Origin of the sequence: Archangium lipolyticum, assembly GCF_024623785.1 — a bacterium.
Classification (GTDB): domain Bacteria; phylum Myxococcota; class Myxococcia; order Myxococcales; family Myxococcaceae; genus Archangium; species Archangium lipolyticum.
The window spans coordinates 20,059-33,587 of the sequence record NZ_JANKBZ010000046.1 but is presented as its reverse complement, the minus strand read 5'-3'; the positions used below and the strand labels follow the sequence as shown (position 1 = coordinate 33,587).

Below are 13,529 nucleotides of genomic sequence, written 5' to 3'. Positions count from 1 at the left end.
TACGCCTTCGCTGCACGGCACAACTCCCATGTAATTCATTGAATCGCGGAATATTCCTGGATCTCTGGCAAATCCAATGAAAATAACTTTCCAAATAAAACACAATGTGCGGGGAAGTATCAGGCCACACGGACGCCCGTGGGAGCGGGAGATCTGACACGATGACGCGCCTGGAACCCGGAGGAGGCGTGAAGCAAGAGGACTCGGTGCAGGCCCGGCTGGATCGGATGGAGCTGCCGTTCAACGCGTACGGGGTGGATCCCTACGGCGTATCCAAGTGGCACCTGCGCATCATCTTCGAGGCGATGAGCTTCTTCTACCGGCAGTACTTCCGGGTGCGCTGCCACGGAATCGAGCACGTGCCGGCACGCGGGCGGGCCATGCTGGTGGGCAACCACTCGGGCGGGGTGGCGGTGGACGGGGCGATGATCGTCACCTCGTGCTTCCTGGAGATGGAGCCGCCGAGGCTGGCGCAGGGCATGGCGGAGAAGTTCATCAACGCCACGCCGTTGGCCTCGACGTGGGCGAGCCGCTGCGGCCAGTTCCCCGGCCTGCCCGAGCACGCGGTGCGCCTGCTGGAGGAGGACCGGCTGCTGATGGTCTTCCCGGAGGGCGCGCGAGGCACCGCGAAGCTCTACCCGCAGCGCTACGATCTGGTGGATTTCGGCACGGGCTTCATGCGCCTGGCGCTCAAGACGCGCTCGCCCATCATCCCGTTCGGCTTCCTGGGAGGCGGGGCCGCCGTCCCCACGGTGGCCAACCTCTACGGGCTGGGACGGATATTCGGGGTGCCCTACGTCCCAGTAACGCCCTACCTGCTACCACTTCCCCTCCCCGTGCCGCTGGAGATCCACTATGGCGAGCCCATGGTCTTCGAGGGTACGGGCAACGAGGATGATGTGGTCATCCAGGGCTACGTGGAGCAGGTGAAGAGCCGCATCGCGAGCATCATCGATCAGCGCCGTCACGAGCGCTGGGAAGGGCGTTGAGCCATGAGGGTCCTCATCCTCGGCATGGGTGGAGCGGTGGCGCAGCGGGTGGCGCTGGCGCTGCGGGACAAGGGGCACACGGTGTTCGGCATCGACACGCGGCCGTGGGAGGACGCGCCCTCGGACATCGAGCTGCACGCGGTGGACCTGCGCAAGCGGGCGGCGGAGGACGTCTTCCGCACGCGGCGGCCCGAGGCGGTGGTGCACATGGCCACGGTGACGTCCCTGCGCGTGCAGGGCGAGGAGCGCCACCGCATCAACCTGGGCGGCACGCGCGTGGTGTTCGAGCACTGCCGGGCCTACGGGGTGAAGCACGCCGTCTTCGTGGGCCGGCACACCTTCTATGGAGCGGCGCCGGACTCGGCGCTGTACCACACCGAGGACGAGCCGCCGAAGGAGCTGGCCTCCTTCCCGGAGCTGGCGGACCTGGTGGCCGCGGACCTGTACGCGTCCACGGCGCTGTGGCGCTACCCGGAGCTGACCACCTCGGTGCTGCGCGTGTGCTACACGCTGGGGCCCTCGGCGCAGGGCACGCTGGCCACCTTCCTCCGAGGCCGGCGCGTGCCCATGGTGGCGGGGTATGACCCGCTCTTCCAATTCATGCACGAGGACGACGTGGCGGCGGCCATCGCGCTCACGGTGGAGAAGCGCGTGCGCGGCGTCTTCAACATCGCGGGCCCGCAGCCGCTGCCGCTGTCCGTCATCATCCGCGAGGCCCAGCGCCAGCCGGTGCCGCTGCCCATGATGGTGTTGCGCCAGCTCCTCGGCCGCTTCGGGCTGCCGAGGCTGCCGCCCGGAGCGCTCTACCACCTGCAATACCCCATCGTGGTGGACGCTCGCGCCTTCAAGGAGGCCACGGGCTTCGCCTACCGCTCCGACGAGGTCCAGACCATCCAGTCCTTCCTGGCGGCGCATCCGCCCCCGCGCGCCCGGCGGGAGGAGCTGTTCGACCGGCTCGAAGCGCTGGGGGTGTTGAAGTAGCCGTCAGGCTCCCTCCAGACACGCCTCCTCGTACTCCCAGTGCTCGGAGGCATCCCCCGCCTCGAGCAGGCGTCTCACCGCATCCAGGGAGACGGAGGGGGGAACATCGACAGCGAACAGGTTCGGGATGTGGCTCTGCTCGGTGTCACACCCGAGCGCCTCCAGCTGGCGTCGCAGTTCAGGGGCCTCGGAAGCCTCGTAGGCGATGACCCGTAGCGTGCTGTGCCCGGAGGGGCGCACGACCTCGACAAAGCCGAGCGTGCCATCGTCACGAGGCACCGCCGAGACAACGTCCTCGTAGGCGACTCCACGAGCGAAGAAGGGGATGTTGCCGAGCCGGTACAGCCCATCACCCACTGGCGTGGCCCACATGCTCTCGCATGTCACGGGCGGATAGCCATCCTCGTCCTGCTGTAGCTCGAAGAAGACCTTGACGGAGTGCTCGGAAGCATCGGCGGTCATTTCACACCCTCATTCCGACTTATCGCCCTTCTTGATGTTGCAGTCACGGCATAGAACCTGGCCGTTCTCGGGGTCACCCTTACCTCCCTTGACTTTTGGGATGACGTGGTCGACCTGTGCCTCGTTGGACGGAGGCGTGGTGTCCTTGGTGTGCTTCTGACCTGGAACCGTCTCCACCTTGCAGTTCTCGCAGATGATCTTTCCGTCGTTCTGCGTGGCGTTCTTCTCCTTGACGATCGACTTCCCCTTCTTCGTGAACGGAAGGCGGCTTCGATCCCTGCCGGCAATTGCTTCGACGGTGGGGAATCGTTCCAGACCGTCCGCCCCCGAATCTGGCAACGATGGCCAGAAGCAAACCGGAGCACACGAACGGATCGCATGGGCTGGGGCGGGGGCAGGTGTGAGCACCCACGCATCGATTGAGCCCAACAGGGCAAGCAGGCCGATCAGGAGCAACTGGATCATGGGAGGACCATAACGCACCGCATTCCGGTGTTACCGCGCATGAGGGTGTTGCGGTCCTGGGGGGCTCGCGATCCAGTCCCCATCCCGGCTAGCCTCCCGGTCCTGTCTCGACCGAGGGGGATTCGATGGTCGTCGTACCGTCCGTTCTGGATGCGGTCACCGTCCACGCAGAAGGCGCGCTCTGCACGCGTCTGGCGTCCGTTCCGTCCGACAACGGCAGATTTCCCATCCAGGTGCGCATCGCTGGCCTGCCGTTGGGTTTGCGCACCGGCTCGCTCCGCGCCTCCGTGCTGAAGGGCCCCAACGGTCTCCGGGTCCGTGACATCCGGCCCGCCTTCGACGTGCGGCTGCCTCCGGAGACCGACATCCCCGCCGCGCAACGCGCCCTGGAGGAAGCCCAGGAGAAGCTCGCCGTCGTCTCCGCCGAGCTGGAACGGGTGCAGCGCGACATCACGGCCCTGCAGAAGCTCAAGCCCTCCTTCCCACCCCGCAAGAAGGAGGAGCCCTCGGAGCCGCGCGAGGCGTCGCTCACGGCCATCCTCTCGCTCGCGGGTTTCGTCGACACGGAGCTCGCCGCGCTGAACGCCCGGCACTTCGAGCTGGAGCGCCAGCAGCGTGACGCGATGGAGGAGGTGGAGCTGCGCCGTCAACGGCTGGAGGAGGGCTCGTCCGCGGTGCGCGGTCAGCGCGCGCAGCTCTTCCGGGCGGCCGTCATCACGCTCTCCGACGTGGGGCAGGCCACCGAGGGCGCGCAGCTCGCGCTCGAGTACGCGGTGCAGGGCGCCCGCTGGGTACCGGGCTACGACCTGCGCATGCCTCGCACGCTCGATGGAGGCACGCTGCGCATGCGCGCCTCCATCATCCAGCTCACCGGCGAGGACTGGAGCAACGTGCGGCTGTCCCTCTCCACCGCTCAGTTGGAGCGGCGTGCCGAGGTGCCGGAGTTGAAGGCGCTGCGCATCGGCCGGCGTCAGCCGCCCCCCGCCCGCTCGGGTTGGCGCGAGCCTCCGCCGGGCCTCGACGAGCTGTTCGCCGGCTACGACGCCGCCCGGCCCTCGGGCTCCTCTTCCCACTCTCCGGCCGTGAAGCGCGAGCGCTCCGAGGCCCGTGAGTTCGCCATGCCTCCACCGGCCGAGCCCATGCCACGAGGGGAGCGCTCCACGGGCTCGATGCCCGCGCTACCTCCCAAGCCCCAGGCCCCGCCCCCTCCGCTCCGCGCATCGCAGGCCATGCCCGCCGTGAGCGCCGGGCCTCCCCCGGCCCCCATGCCCGTCCCTTCCAGAGCCGCCCCCTCCATGGCCATTGGGAGAGCTTCCGCGCCCCCTCCGCCTCCGGGTGCGCCACCTGCCCGGGCGAAGTCGAGTCCCAACCTGATGAAGCGCCGCCATGTCGCGGACGAAGCGCCCATGGAGATGCTGAAGGAGGCCGCTGAAGAGGAGGAGGCTCCATCACTCGACCTGGGTTACGACGACGACGAGGGAGCGATGGCCGGCGGCGGCGGTGCCTTCGGAGGCATGCAGCCCCCACCCCAGCCCGCCGGCATGGAGCCCATGGTCGACCTGCTCGACTACGGCAACCTGGCGCTGGGCTCCGCGGACCAGCCAGGACGACGCGGACGCTTGATGCCCCAGCCCGAGGAACTGTCCCGCGAGTTGCTCGTGCTGATGGGCGTGCACGTGCAGGTGGACTTCTTCGCGCTCGTGGCCCAGTACGAGCGCACGGTGGCCTCCGTCCAGCAGGTGGCGCCGCCCACCTGGTCCGTGCCACCCAGGCAGTCCTCGCCGCACTTCGACTACCGCTTCGACGTGGAGACGCGCGCCGACGTGCCTTCGGATGGCGTGTGGCACACCGTGCCGGTGTTCTCCGCCCCCGTGGGGCTGAGCGCCGAGTACGTCTGCGTGCCTTCCATGGAGCCGCGCGCCTTCCGCACCGTGAAGGTGGAGAACCGCACACCGCACGCGCTGCTCGCCGGCCCGGTGGACGTCACGCTCGGTGACGAGTTCCTCATGAGCTCTCCCCTCCCCACGCTCGCACCCGGCGCCACGCAGCGGCTGGGCCTGGGCGTCGAGGAGTCCATCAAGGTGTCGCGCAATACGCGCTTCGACGAGGCCTCCGGCGGCGTTTTCGGTGGCTCCAACGTGCTCACCCACCATGTCTACGTCGAGCTGGCCAACCGCACGGCGCAGCGCATCTCCGTGGAGGTGCTGGAGCGCATGCCCGCCGTGCCCTCGGCGGAGAAGGACATCAAGGTGGAGGAGTCCGAGGTAAAGCCCGCCTGGAGCAAGCGCTCGCTCCTTCCCGGCGAGACGCCCGTGGAGGGCGAGCGGGCCTGGAAGGTGACGCTGCAGCCGGGTGAGACGCAGGCGCTGAAGGCAACGTGGGCCGTACGGATTCCCTCGAGCAAGATGCTCGTGGGCGGAAACCGGAGGACGTGATGAGCACCCCCATCCATCTCCCCGTCATCAAGGTCACCGTCCTCGAGGACCGCGCGCTGGTGGAGCGCGGCGGAGACGTGGTGCTGCCCGCCGGGCCCCAGCGGCTGCGCGTGGAAGGGCTCTCACCGCTCTCGGTGGACCGGTCCCTTCAGGCCCAGCTCACCGGCGGCACCGTGGCCCAGGCCCGCGTGAGCCGCACCTGGAAGGAGAAGCCCCGCGAGGGCGCTCGCGAGCGGAAGACGGAGCTGCGCCGCCGCGTGGAGGACCTGGAGGCGGAGTGGAAGCGCGCCCAGGCGGACGCGCAGCGGCTGCGCTCCCGGCTCGAGGTGGTGAACGTGGCCCACGAGGACGTGCTGCGCGCCATCGCCGAGCTCTCGGGTGTCGGCCGCGCGAAGCCGGAGTCCTGGCACGAGCAGCTCGAAACGGTACGCAAGGAGTCGGCCTCCACCGAGGAGGCACTCCGCCAGGCACGCAAGCACGTGGAGGTGACGAGGCAGCGGCTGGTGGAGGCCCAGGCGGCGCTCGCCCAGGGAGAGTTGCCGGAGCCACTGCTCCTCACCGCCGCGGAGCTGGAGGCGAACCATCCCTCCGGCGGCACCGTGTCGCTGCGCGTGACGTACCTGGTGCCCTGCGCCGTATGGCGGCCGGCCTACCGCGCCACACTCGCCCCTTCCGAGAACGGGGAGACGGTGGCGCTCGAGTGCGAGGCCGTGGTGTGGCAGCGCACGGAGGAAGAGTGGAAGGACGTGGAGCTGCTGTTCTCCACGGCCCGCCCCACCCTGGGCGCCTCGCCGCCTCGGCAGGTGGAGGACTGGCTGCGGCTGCGGGACAAGAGCGAGCAGGAGAAGCACACGGTGGAGGTGTCCGTCCGCGAGGAGGTCATCCAGACCACCGGCGAGGGCGGCGCCAGCAAGACGGAGTCCATGCCGGGCCTGGATGACGGTGGCGAGGCGCTGACGCTGCGGGCGCCCCACCGGGTGACCGTGCCCTGTGACGGCGCGCCCCACCGCGTGCCGCTGTTCCAGTTCCGCGCTCCGGCGACGTCCGAGCTCATCGGTTACCCGGAACACTCGCCGTTGGTGCACCGGGTGGCTCGCTTCGACAACCCGGGGCCCTCGGTGCTGCTGGCCGGCCCGGTGGACCTGGTGCGCTCGAGTGGCTACGTGGGCCGAGCCCAGCTCAAGTTCACCGGCGTGGGCGAGCGGCTCAAGCTGGGCTTCGGCAGCGAGGACACCCTGCGAGTCGCACGGCTGGTGGACTCGAAGCAGGACACCCAGCGAATCACGGGCCGGCGCACGCGCACCCACCAGGTGAAGCTCTTCCTCTCCAACACCGGCACCCGCTCCGAGAAGGTCGTCATCGAGGAGCGCATGCCCGTCTCCGAGGTCGAGGCCGTGGAGGTCAAGCTGCTCCAGGACCAGACGCAGCCCGCCCCCGCGAAGGTGAGCGAGGACGGCATCGTGCGCTTCGAGCTGGCCACCCCACCCCGCTCGCAACAGGAGCTGGCCTTCGCCTACGCTGTCGCCAGCTCCGCCAAGGTGGCGGGGCTCTGAGCCCTCCTCCCGCTCTGAAGCTGGACGGCGCGGCACTGCGCGCCGACTGGACGTTCTGGGCCGGCGGCAAGGAGCAGGGTCACAACATCTTCGACCTCAAGCGCTCCACTGCCGCCGCTGGCAGCGCCGCTCCCGCTACGACCCCTGCCCGTCCTCAGTCCCCGGAGAAGAAGAAGTAGTCAGCAGACCCATGACGTGCGGCTGCCCATCCTCGGACCTCACGCGGTAGGCGACGCCGCCGGACGGCGGCTTCACCGTCTGGAACACCACCTTCGAGGGCAGCAGCAGCGGGCGGCGGAACTCCGAAGTGAGGGTGAGGGCAGGAGCCTCCGCCGCCTCGCCCATCTCCGCCACGCAGCGGCCCACCGTCCACATGCCGTGCGCGATGGCACGTGAAAACCCGAAGGGGCGCGCCGTGAGGGCGTACAGGTGGATGGGGTTGTAATCCCCGGAAGCACGCGCATACCGCCGGCCGGTGTCCTCGGGCACCGTCCAGCGCGCGGGGCGGCTCCTGGCGAACAGCTCCTCCTCCGCGGCCGAGGCGGCCCTGGCGGCCTCGGACCGCTCCTCGCGCGGGCGCACCTCGTTGCCCGGTAGCCGGCGCAGCATGGTCGTCACCGCCTCCCAGGCGAGCACTCCCTCCACCTCCACGCGGGTGTGCAGGTCCAGCTCGCGGCCGAGCCGGACCTCGCGCTGCCCCTCCACCCACGCGAGCACGGAGAGGGGGGCCCCCTCCTCCAGCCGGCGGTACTGCCGGATGTGGTTGCGCACGTGAATCATCCCGAGCAGCCGGTAGGGGAACTCGGGACGGTTGAGCAGCGCGAGGTGGAGCGGCGTGACGAGCACCTGGGGATAGGTCAACGGCAGGTATCCGTCCTCGGGGAAGCCGCACACCTCGCGGTAGAGCGCGAGCCGCCGCGGGTCCGGAGGAAGCTGACGCACGCGCACTTCCAGCCGGGGCACCTCCCCGGGGCGCGCGGAGCGGCGGGCCACGGCGGCACGCAGGAGCTCCATGGGGAGTGGCGGGGGTGCGGCGAGCTCGAGGGCAGGCGGAGAGATGGACACGGGAGTGACTCCTGAAGAGCGCGAGGTGGACCTCAGGCGCCCGGACGCAAGACCAGGCGGATGGGATTTCCTTCCTTCTTGATGAGCCGCTCGACGCCCAGGGGGGCATCCTTCAGGGGAAGGATGTCCGAGACGGAGGAGGAGAAATCGAGCCGACGGAACTGCGAGAGGGTCACCACCTGATGCAGGTGGTGCGGGAAGTAACCGTAATGGCCACGCACCTGCTGCATGGCGTAGCAGAAGGGCACGTCCTGGCCGAGCGTCAGAGGGGCTCCGGCGAGGCCCACGAGCACCATCCGGCCCATGGGCGCGAGCACCGACTGGGCCTGCTCCCGCACCTGTGGCACGCCCGCGAGATCCAGGGCGACATCGAGACCGCGACGGCCCGTCAGTGCCTTGATGCGCTCACGGAAATCCGGCTGCCGGGGATCCAGGGCCGCGTCCGCGCCCAGCTTCAAGGCGCGGTCCCGAGCCTCCGCCAGCGGATCGATCGCCACGATGGGCGCCGCGCCGAAGGCCCGGCAGAGCTGGACGGCGTGCGCGCCAAGGCCGCCAACACCCCAGATGCCCACGGCCTCGGCGGGCCTGAGATGGGCCGTCTCGACGATGGCGGCGTACGGCGTGGACACCGCATCGGGAAGGATGGCGGCCTGCTCGAAGGGCAGACCGTCGGGGACGGCCACCAGCGTGTCGAAGCGCGCCAGCGCGTATTCCGCCCAGCCGCCGTCGTAGTCCACGCCGCGCGTCAGGATCTTGAGACACCGGCCCGTACGGCCCACGCAGGCGGGGCACCTGCCGCAGCTCTGTCCCGCCTGGAGCAGGACCCTCATTCCCGGCTGCCACAGGGGAGGCACCGCCGACCCCAGCTTCTCGATGACGCCAGCGACCTCGTGCCCCAGGGTGACACTCGTGACCCCCTCGCGCGGCTCCAGGCGCAACGTGCCATCGATCAGATGGATGTCCGACAGGCAGATGCCAGCGGCGTGGACCTTGATGCGCACCTCGTCCGGGCCGGGCTCCGGAATGGCCACGGTCTCCATTCCAAACTTCCGCGTCGTGAGATTCAGACGTCCTGCGAGCATCGTGGATGGCATGACTTCCTCCATAGCTTATTGCTCCATAAGCCGCTGATGGTTCTATAAATGGCGTACGACGCTGTCAATCGACGGATCAACCGTCCGCCGGGAATGTTCCAGATGAACATCCGCGTCCGCTCGAGCACGTCGCGGCCATGGCTTCGTCATGAAACCTCCGTGACGAAGCATGGGCCAGAGCCTTCCCCGGAAGCTAGAGGAGGACGAGCGCCGGGCCGAGCCCGCTCACGAGAACGCCGGCTGGCCGGTGATATTGCCGAGGATGATGAGCAGCTCCGTGGGCTCGACGGGTTTTGGCACGTGCATGGTGAAGCCCGCCAGGAGCACCCGCCGGCGGTCCTCGTTCCGGGCGAACGCCGTGAGCGCCACCGCGGGCGTCCGGCCGCCCGCCTCGGGCGGGAGTTGGCGCACCTTCTGGATGAAGGAGTAGCCGTCCTCCCCCGGCATGCCAATGTCCGAGACGAGCACATCGGGCCTCGCGCGCTTGAGGACCTCGAGTCCCTCGGTCGCGGAGGCGGCGATGGAGACCCGCAGGCCCCAGCTCTCGAGCACGCCCTGGAGCATCTCCCGGGTGTCCGCCTCGTCATCCACCAGAAGGATGTGCCTCCCGGACAGATTCGAGGGGACAGACGTCCCCTGGGACTCGGGGGGGGAGCTCTCGCCGAGGCACGCCAGGGGTTGGGCCTGGAGCGGCAGCCGCACCGTGAAGGTCGCCCCCCTGCCCTGTCCCTCGCTGTGCGCCTTGACACTCCCGCCATGCATCTCGACCAGGTGCTTGACGATGGACAACCCCAACCCAAGGCCCCCGTGCTGCCGCGTGGTGGAAGAGTCCGCCTGGCGGAAGCGCTCGAAGAGATGCGGAAGGAAGTCGGGCGCGATGCCCTGGCCGGTGTCGGACACGGTGATGACCGCTTGTGCGTCCCTGCTCTCCAGCAACACCTCCACCTGGCCGCCCGAGGGGGTGAACTTCACCGCGTTCTGCACGAGGTTCCAGACGACCTGCTGGAGCCGCATGGCATCGCCCCGGACGGGGCCCACGTCCGGGTCGAGCGCCGGCAGCAGGCGAATCCCCCGGGCCTCGGCCGCGGGCCTCACCGAGTCGAGGGCGGCGCCCACCACTTCCGACAGCACCACGGGCTCGAGTTCCAGGCGCATCTTGCCCGTGAGGATGCGGCTGACATCCAACAGGTCCCCGACGAGCTGTGTCTGGTGGCGTGTGTTGCGTTCGAGGACCTCGAGCGCCCTCGCTTGTTTCTCGGGAGTGAGGATGCCCCTGCGGAGCATCTGCAACCAACCGAGCATCGAGGTGAGGGGCGTGCGCAGCTCGTGGCTGACCGTGGAGAGGAAGTCGTCCTTGAGGCGATTGGCCTCCTCGGCGCGCTGGCGCTCCGTCTGGGCGGCCTCGAAGAGCCGGGCATTCTCCAGGGCGAGGGAGGCCCTGCGGACCACTTCCTCGGCCACGAGAAGGTCCTGCGGCCCGTACAAGCGGCTGGGATCGAGGCTGAGGAGGAGGAGCGCGCCCAGGACCCGGCCACCCGAGCGCAGCGGCAGCGCGATTCCAGAGCAGGGGGCCCCCTCGCGCAGGAGCGCCAGGTGCTCGGCGCCGCGGGCCACGCGTCCGAGAATCTCGTCCGTCAACCGGGAGAGCAGCTCGCTCCGCCCCGTCCGCAGCACGGTCCCCACCCCGTGAGGTGCATCGAGCGAGGGGAGATAACGCTCGAAGATGGAGCGCATCACCCGGGCCTGGGAGGTGTCGACGTGGTGGGAGGCCATCAGCCCGGGGGAGCCATCTCCCTCGAGCATGAACACGCCGCACCAGTCCGCGAAGCGCGGAACCAGGACCTGCAGCAGCCTGTCCACCGCCGCCGGGAAATGGAGGGAGGTGGAGAGGGCGGTGGACGCATCGGCGAGCAGGCGCAGGTGCTCCTCGGCGCGTTTGCGAGCCGTCAGGTCGAGGACGAAGGCCACTCCCTCCAGGGGACTGTCGATGAAGGTGGCCGACGCGAGGAGGATGGGCACCCGGTGGCCATCCGCGTGCAGATACACCTTCTCATAGGGCGGGTGGCGGCCCGACTGGACGAGCAGCTCCACCTGGAGTGTGTCGGACCCGGCATACTCGGGCGGGGTGAACTCGCGCCAGTTCAGCCGGCCGGCCTCCAGCTCCTCCTGGCTGTAGCCCACCATCTGAAGGAAGGCCTCGTTGGCGTAGGTGATCCCTCCATCGAGCCGCCAGAAGAAGACGCCCACGATGTTGGAGTCGACGATCCGGCGCAGGCGCGACTCCGACGCGCGAAGGGCCTCCTCCACCTGACGCCGCCGGGACACCTCCCGCGTGAGCTCATCCACCTTCTGGCCCAACAGGCCAAAGGCAGCGCTCCCCCCCAGCTCGGTGGAGAAGCGCAGGAACACCCAGGGCTCGCGGGACTCCCCCGCGAGCCCGAGCCGGGCCCCGTGGCAACCCCGGCGCCCCCCTTTTCCAGAGCGGGGCTTGAGGGTGAAGCCTCCGGGCAGGGGCTCCGTCGTCCGCGCGCAGATCCGGAGATAGTCGCCCACCCGCTCGGGCGCCTCCTCGGTGAACTCCGCGAGCGGCCTGCCATGAAGCATGGACGCCTGGAGCCCCAGGAGCTCCCGGGCGGAAGGGCTGCTATCGACCACCCGCCCACCCGCGGTGACGAGCAGCAACGGCTCGGGCAGCAGCCGGACCAGGTGGGAGAACAATTCTGCCGGACTGGCGGTGGCGTCCATCAGCGGGTGCGAATGTACTCTCGCCCCACTGCCGACTGGGCGGCGGTGCTGGGCTTCAAGTACACCACCACACGGCACCCCTGACTGCCCTGGGCGATAGTGTCCTCCAACGACACCTTGGCATACCCCAGGTTGTCAGAAGCAATGAAACCAAAGACGTTGGACGTCATCATGCACAGCGAGGGGCGCCCCAGCACCTTTTCCGCGAAGGGACAGGAGCGGTTGCCCAGGACGATCTTTTCATCGTCCTGCTCGATGATGAAGAAGTCCCCCTGGATGCGGCGCTTCAGATCCACGAGCACCTGCGCGACCTGCTCACGGTCGAGCTCGGGGAGCGAGAGGGCCTTCTTGTAGCCCTCGTTCATCTCCTCGCCCATCCGCTGACCCACCACGCTCACGAAGCCAGAGGCTTCCTTCAGGCCCACCACGTCTTCCAACGTACCGGCCAGATGGCGCAGGAGCGTGCGCAGGAAGACGTCACGCTCCAGCCCCAGGTTCAACCTCTCCATGGTGGAAGTCCCGGTATTTTCGGTGAGCATCGAAGATACAGCCTCTCGTTTGTGCTCTACCGGAACACGCGGTCTTCCCCCGTCCATTCACCGGGATCGTGTCGGTAAATGAACAGAGGGTCAGGAGCCTGGCGAGCGCCCGCACGTTCCTGCGCGGGGCCCGACACGTGCGCCTTGGCCAGCTGAAGCGGAAGACTCAGCTCGGGGCCGCGCCCGTGAGCTCCTCCACCGGAGCTGTCCGGTCCTTGCCGCTCCCCAGCCCATGCCGCCGCGCGGCCACCTCGACGATGCGCTGGATGAGCTTCGGGTAGGTCAGGCCGATCTCCCGGGCGCCGAGCGCCACCTCGCACTCGGCCTCGAGATACGGGTTGGGGTTCACCTCGAGCAGGTAGGGCTCATTGGTGACGCTGGACACGCGGAAGTCGATGCGCGCGTAGTCGCGCAACTTGAGCGCGCGGAAGGCCGTCACCGCGGCCCGCTCGATGCGGCCCCGCAGCTCGTCCGACAAGTCACGGGGCATGACGAGCCGGGGGCTGCCGGGCTCCTCCGGCGCGAACTTCACCTCCCGGTCGGCGATCTTCATCCGCTTGCGGCTCCACTTCTTCCCGAAGTCCAGCTCCACCACCGGCAGCACCTGGGGATGGGCGTGGTCTCCCAGCACGCCCACGTAGAGCTCCCGCCCCTCGATGAACTCCTCCGCGAGCGCCTCGTCGTCGTACTCCTCGTGGATCTTCCGCACCCGGCGCGCCAGGCCCTCCATGTCCTTCTCCACGCCCAGGCCCATGGAGGCATCCGAGCGGGCCGGCTTCACGATGAGCGGGAAGGACAGGTCTCCATTCGTCTGGAACGAGGAGCCATCGAAGGTGGCGAAGCGCGGGGTGAGCACCCCGTGGAACTGGAGGAGCTGCTTGGTGAGGATCTTGTCCTGCGCGAGCAGCAGGCCCGCCGTCGCCGAGCCCGTGAAGGGCACGCGCGCCAGCTCCAGCACGGCGGCGACGTTCACCTCCAGCCGGTAGTCCTCCGCGAAGGTCTCGCAGATGTTGAAGACGAGGTCGCACCGGGACCGGGTCACCTGCCGCACCAGGTCCGTGATGCTCTCGTCCACGGGGATGTCCACCGGGGTGTGTCCGGCATCCTGGAGCGCGGCGCTCACCTGGGCCACCACGGGATCCGGCGGGTCGCTCTGGGTCTGGTAGTGGAGAACCGCGATGCGCAAGGGTCGCAGGGCCAT

The 13,529-nt window shown here is 69.1% G+C and carries 11 protein-coding genes; 4 read left to right on the top strand and 7 right to left on the bottom strand.

The features are described from left to right. Nucleotides 1–161: 161 nt before the first annotated feature. Both NR810_RS48200 and NR810_RS48195 read left to right on the top strand, forming a co-directional pair. On the top strand, nucleotides 162–989 hold the full coding sequence (locus NR810_RS48200) for a 1-acyl-sn-glycerol-3-phosphate acyltransferase (protein WP_257462599.1): 828 nt from the start codon (nucleotides 162–164) through the stop codon (nucleotides 987–989). 3 nt (nucleotides 990–992) lie between these two features. After that, nucleotides 993–1,970, top strand: a complete 978-nt coding sequence (locus tag NR810_RS48195) for an SDR family oxidoreductase (RefSeq protein WP_257462598.1) — start codon at nucleotides 993–995, stop codon at nucleotides 1,968–1,970. Between the two features lie 3 nt (nucleotides 1,971–1,973). Here the strand turns inward: NR810_RS48195 and NR810_RS48190 are convergent, their stop codons facing one another. Next, nucleotides 1,974–2,432: a DUF4265 domain-containing protein gene (locus NR810_RS48190; protein WP_257462597.1), complete on the bottom strand. Its 459-nt coding sequence runs from the start codon at nucleotides 2,430–2,432 to the stop codon at nucleotides 1,974–1,976. Between the two features lie 9 nt (nucleotides 2,433–2,441). Further along, nucleotides 2,442–2,897, bottom strand: a complete 456-nt coding sequence (locus NR810_RS48185) for an HNH endonuclease (protein WP_257462596.1) — start codon at nucleotides 2,895–2,897, stop codon at nucleotides 2,442–2,444. 125 nt (nucleotides 2,898–3,022) lie between these two features. Between NR810_RS48185 and NR810_RS48180 the strand changes: the two genes are divergently transcribed. Then, nucleotides 3,023–5,332, top strand: a complete 2,310-nt coding sequence (locus NR810_RS48180) for a DUF4139 domain-containing protein (RefSeq protein WP_257462594.1) — start codon at nucleotides 3,023–3,025, stop codon at nucleotides 5,330–5,332. Continuing rightward, a complete protein-coding gene (locus NR810_RS48175; RefSeq protein WP_257462593.1) occupies nucleotides 5,332–6,885 on the top strand; it encodes a DUF4139 domain-containing protein in 1,554 nt (517 codons plus the stop codon). Before NR810_RS48180 ends, NR810_RS48175 begins: the two co-directional genes overlap by 1 nt. A 135-nt stretch (nucleotides 6,886–7,020) precedes the next feature. On the opposite strand, the gene NR810_RS48170 is transcribed toward NR810_RS48175, so the two are convergent. The 5 genes from NR810_RS48170 to NR810_RS48150 all read right to left on the bottom strand — a co-directional run bounded on the left by NR810_RS48170 (nucleotide 7,021) and on the right by NR810_RS48150 (nucleotide 13,529). Further along, nucleotides 7,021–7,950: a MaoC family dehydratase gene (locus NR810_RS48170; protein WP_257462591.1), complete on the bottom strand. Its 930-nt coding sequence runs from the start codon at nucleotides 7,948–7,950 to the stop codon at nucleotides 7,021–7,023. 32 nt (nucleotides 7,951–7,982) lie between these two features. Beyond that, nucleotides 7,983–9,032: a zinc-binding dehydrogenase gene (locus tag NR810_RS48165; RefSeq protein WP_257462590.1), complete on the bottom strand. Its 1,050-nt coding sequence runs from the start codon at nucleotides 9,030–9,032 to the stop codon at nucleotides 7,983–7,985. A 237-nt stretch (nucleotides 9,033–9,269) separates the two neighbouring features. After that, entirely contained in the window at nucleotides 9,270–11,789 is a 2,520-nt protein-coding gene (locus NR810_RS48160; RefSeq protein WP_257462588.1) for a hybrid sensor histidine kinase/response regulator, read from the bottom strand. After that, on the bottom strand, nucleotides 11,789–12,298 hold the full coding sequence (locus NR810_RS48155; RefSeq protein ID WP_257462587.1) for a methanogen output domain 1-containing protein: 510 nt from the start codon (nucleotides 12,296–12,298) through the stop codon (nucleotides 11,789–11,791). Before NR810_RS48155 ends, NR810_RS48160 begins: the two co-directional genes overlap by 1 nt. A gap of 196 nt (nucleotides 12,299–12,494) precedes the next feature. Continuing rightward, nucleotides 12,495–13,529 carry a D-alanine--D-alanine ligase family protein gene (locus NR810_RS48150; RefSeq protein WP_257462586.1) on the bottom strand — a complete coding sequence of 345 codons (1,035 nt, stop codon included), beginning with the start codon at nucleotides 13,527–13,529 and terminating at the stop codon, nucleotides 12,495–12,497.

Bases quoted from the DNA above. Each gene is read 5' to 3' on its own strand.
- NR810_RS48200 (WP_257462599.1), top strand. From the start codon at position 162: ATGACGCGCCTGGAACCCGGAGGAGGCGTGAAGCAAGAGGACTCGGTG.
- NR810_RS48195 (WP_257462598.1), top strand. From the start codon at position 993: ATGAGGGTCCTCATCCTCGGCATGGGTGGAGCGGTGGCGCAGCGGGTG.
- NR810_RS48190 (WP_257462597.1), bottom strand. From the start codon at position 2,432: ATGACCGCCGATGCTTCCGAGCACTCCGTCAAGGTCTTCTTCGAGCTA.
- NR810_RS48185 (WP_257462596.1), bottom strand. From the start codon at position 2,897: ATGATCCAGTTGCTCCTGATCGGCCTGCTTGCCCTGTTGGGCTCAATC.
- NR810_RS48180 (WP_257462594.1), top strand. From the start codon at position 3,023: ATGGTCGTCGTACCGTCCGTTCTGGATGCGGTCACCGTCCACGCAGAA.
- NR810_RS48175 (WP_257462593.1), top strand. From the start codon at position 5,332: ATGAGCACCCCCATCCATCTCCCCGTCATCAAGGTCACCGTCCTCGAG.
- NR810_RS48165 (WP_257462590.1), bottom strand. From the start codon at position 9,032: ATGCTCGCAGGACGTCTGAATCTCACGACGCGGAAGTTTGGAATGGAG.
- NR810_RS48160 (WP_257462588.1), bottom strand. From the start codon at position 11,789: ATGGACGCCACCGCCAGTCCGGCAGAATTGTTCTCCCACCTGGTCCGG.
- NR810_RS48155 (WP_257462587.1), bottom strand. From the start codon at position 12,298: ATGGAGAGGTTGAACCTGGGGCTGGAGCGTGACGTCTTCCTGCGCACG.
- NR810_RS48150 (WP_257462586.1), bottom strand. From the start codon at position 13,529: ATGGCCCTGCGACCCTTGCGCATCGCGGTTCTCCACTACCAGACCCAG.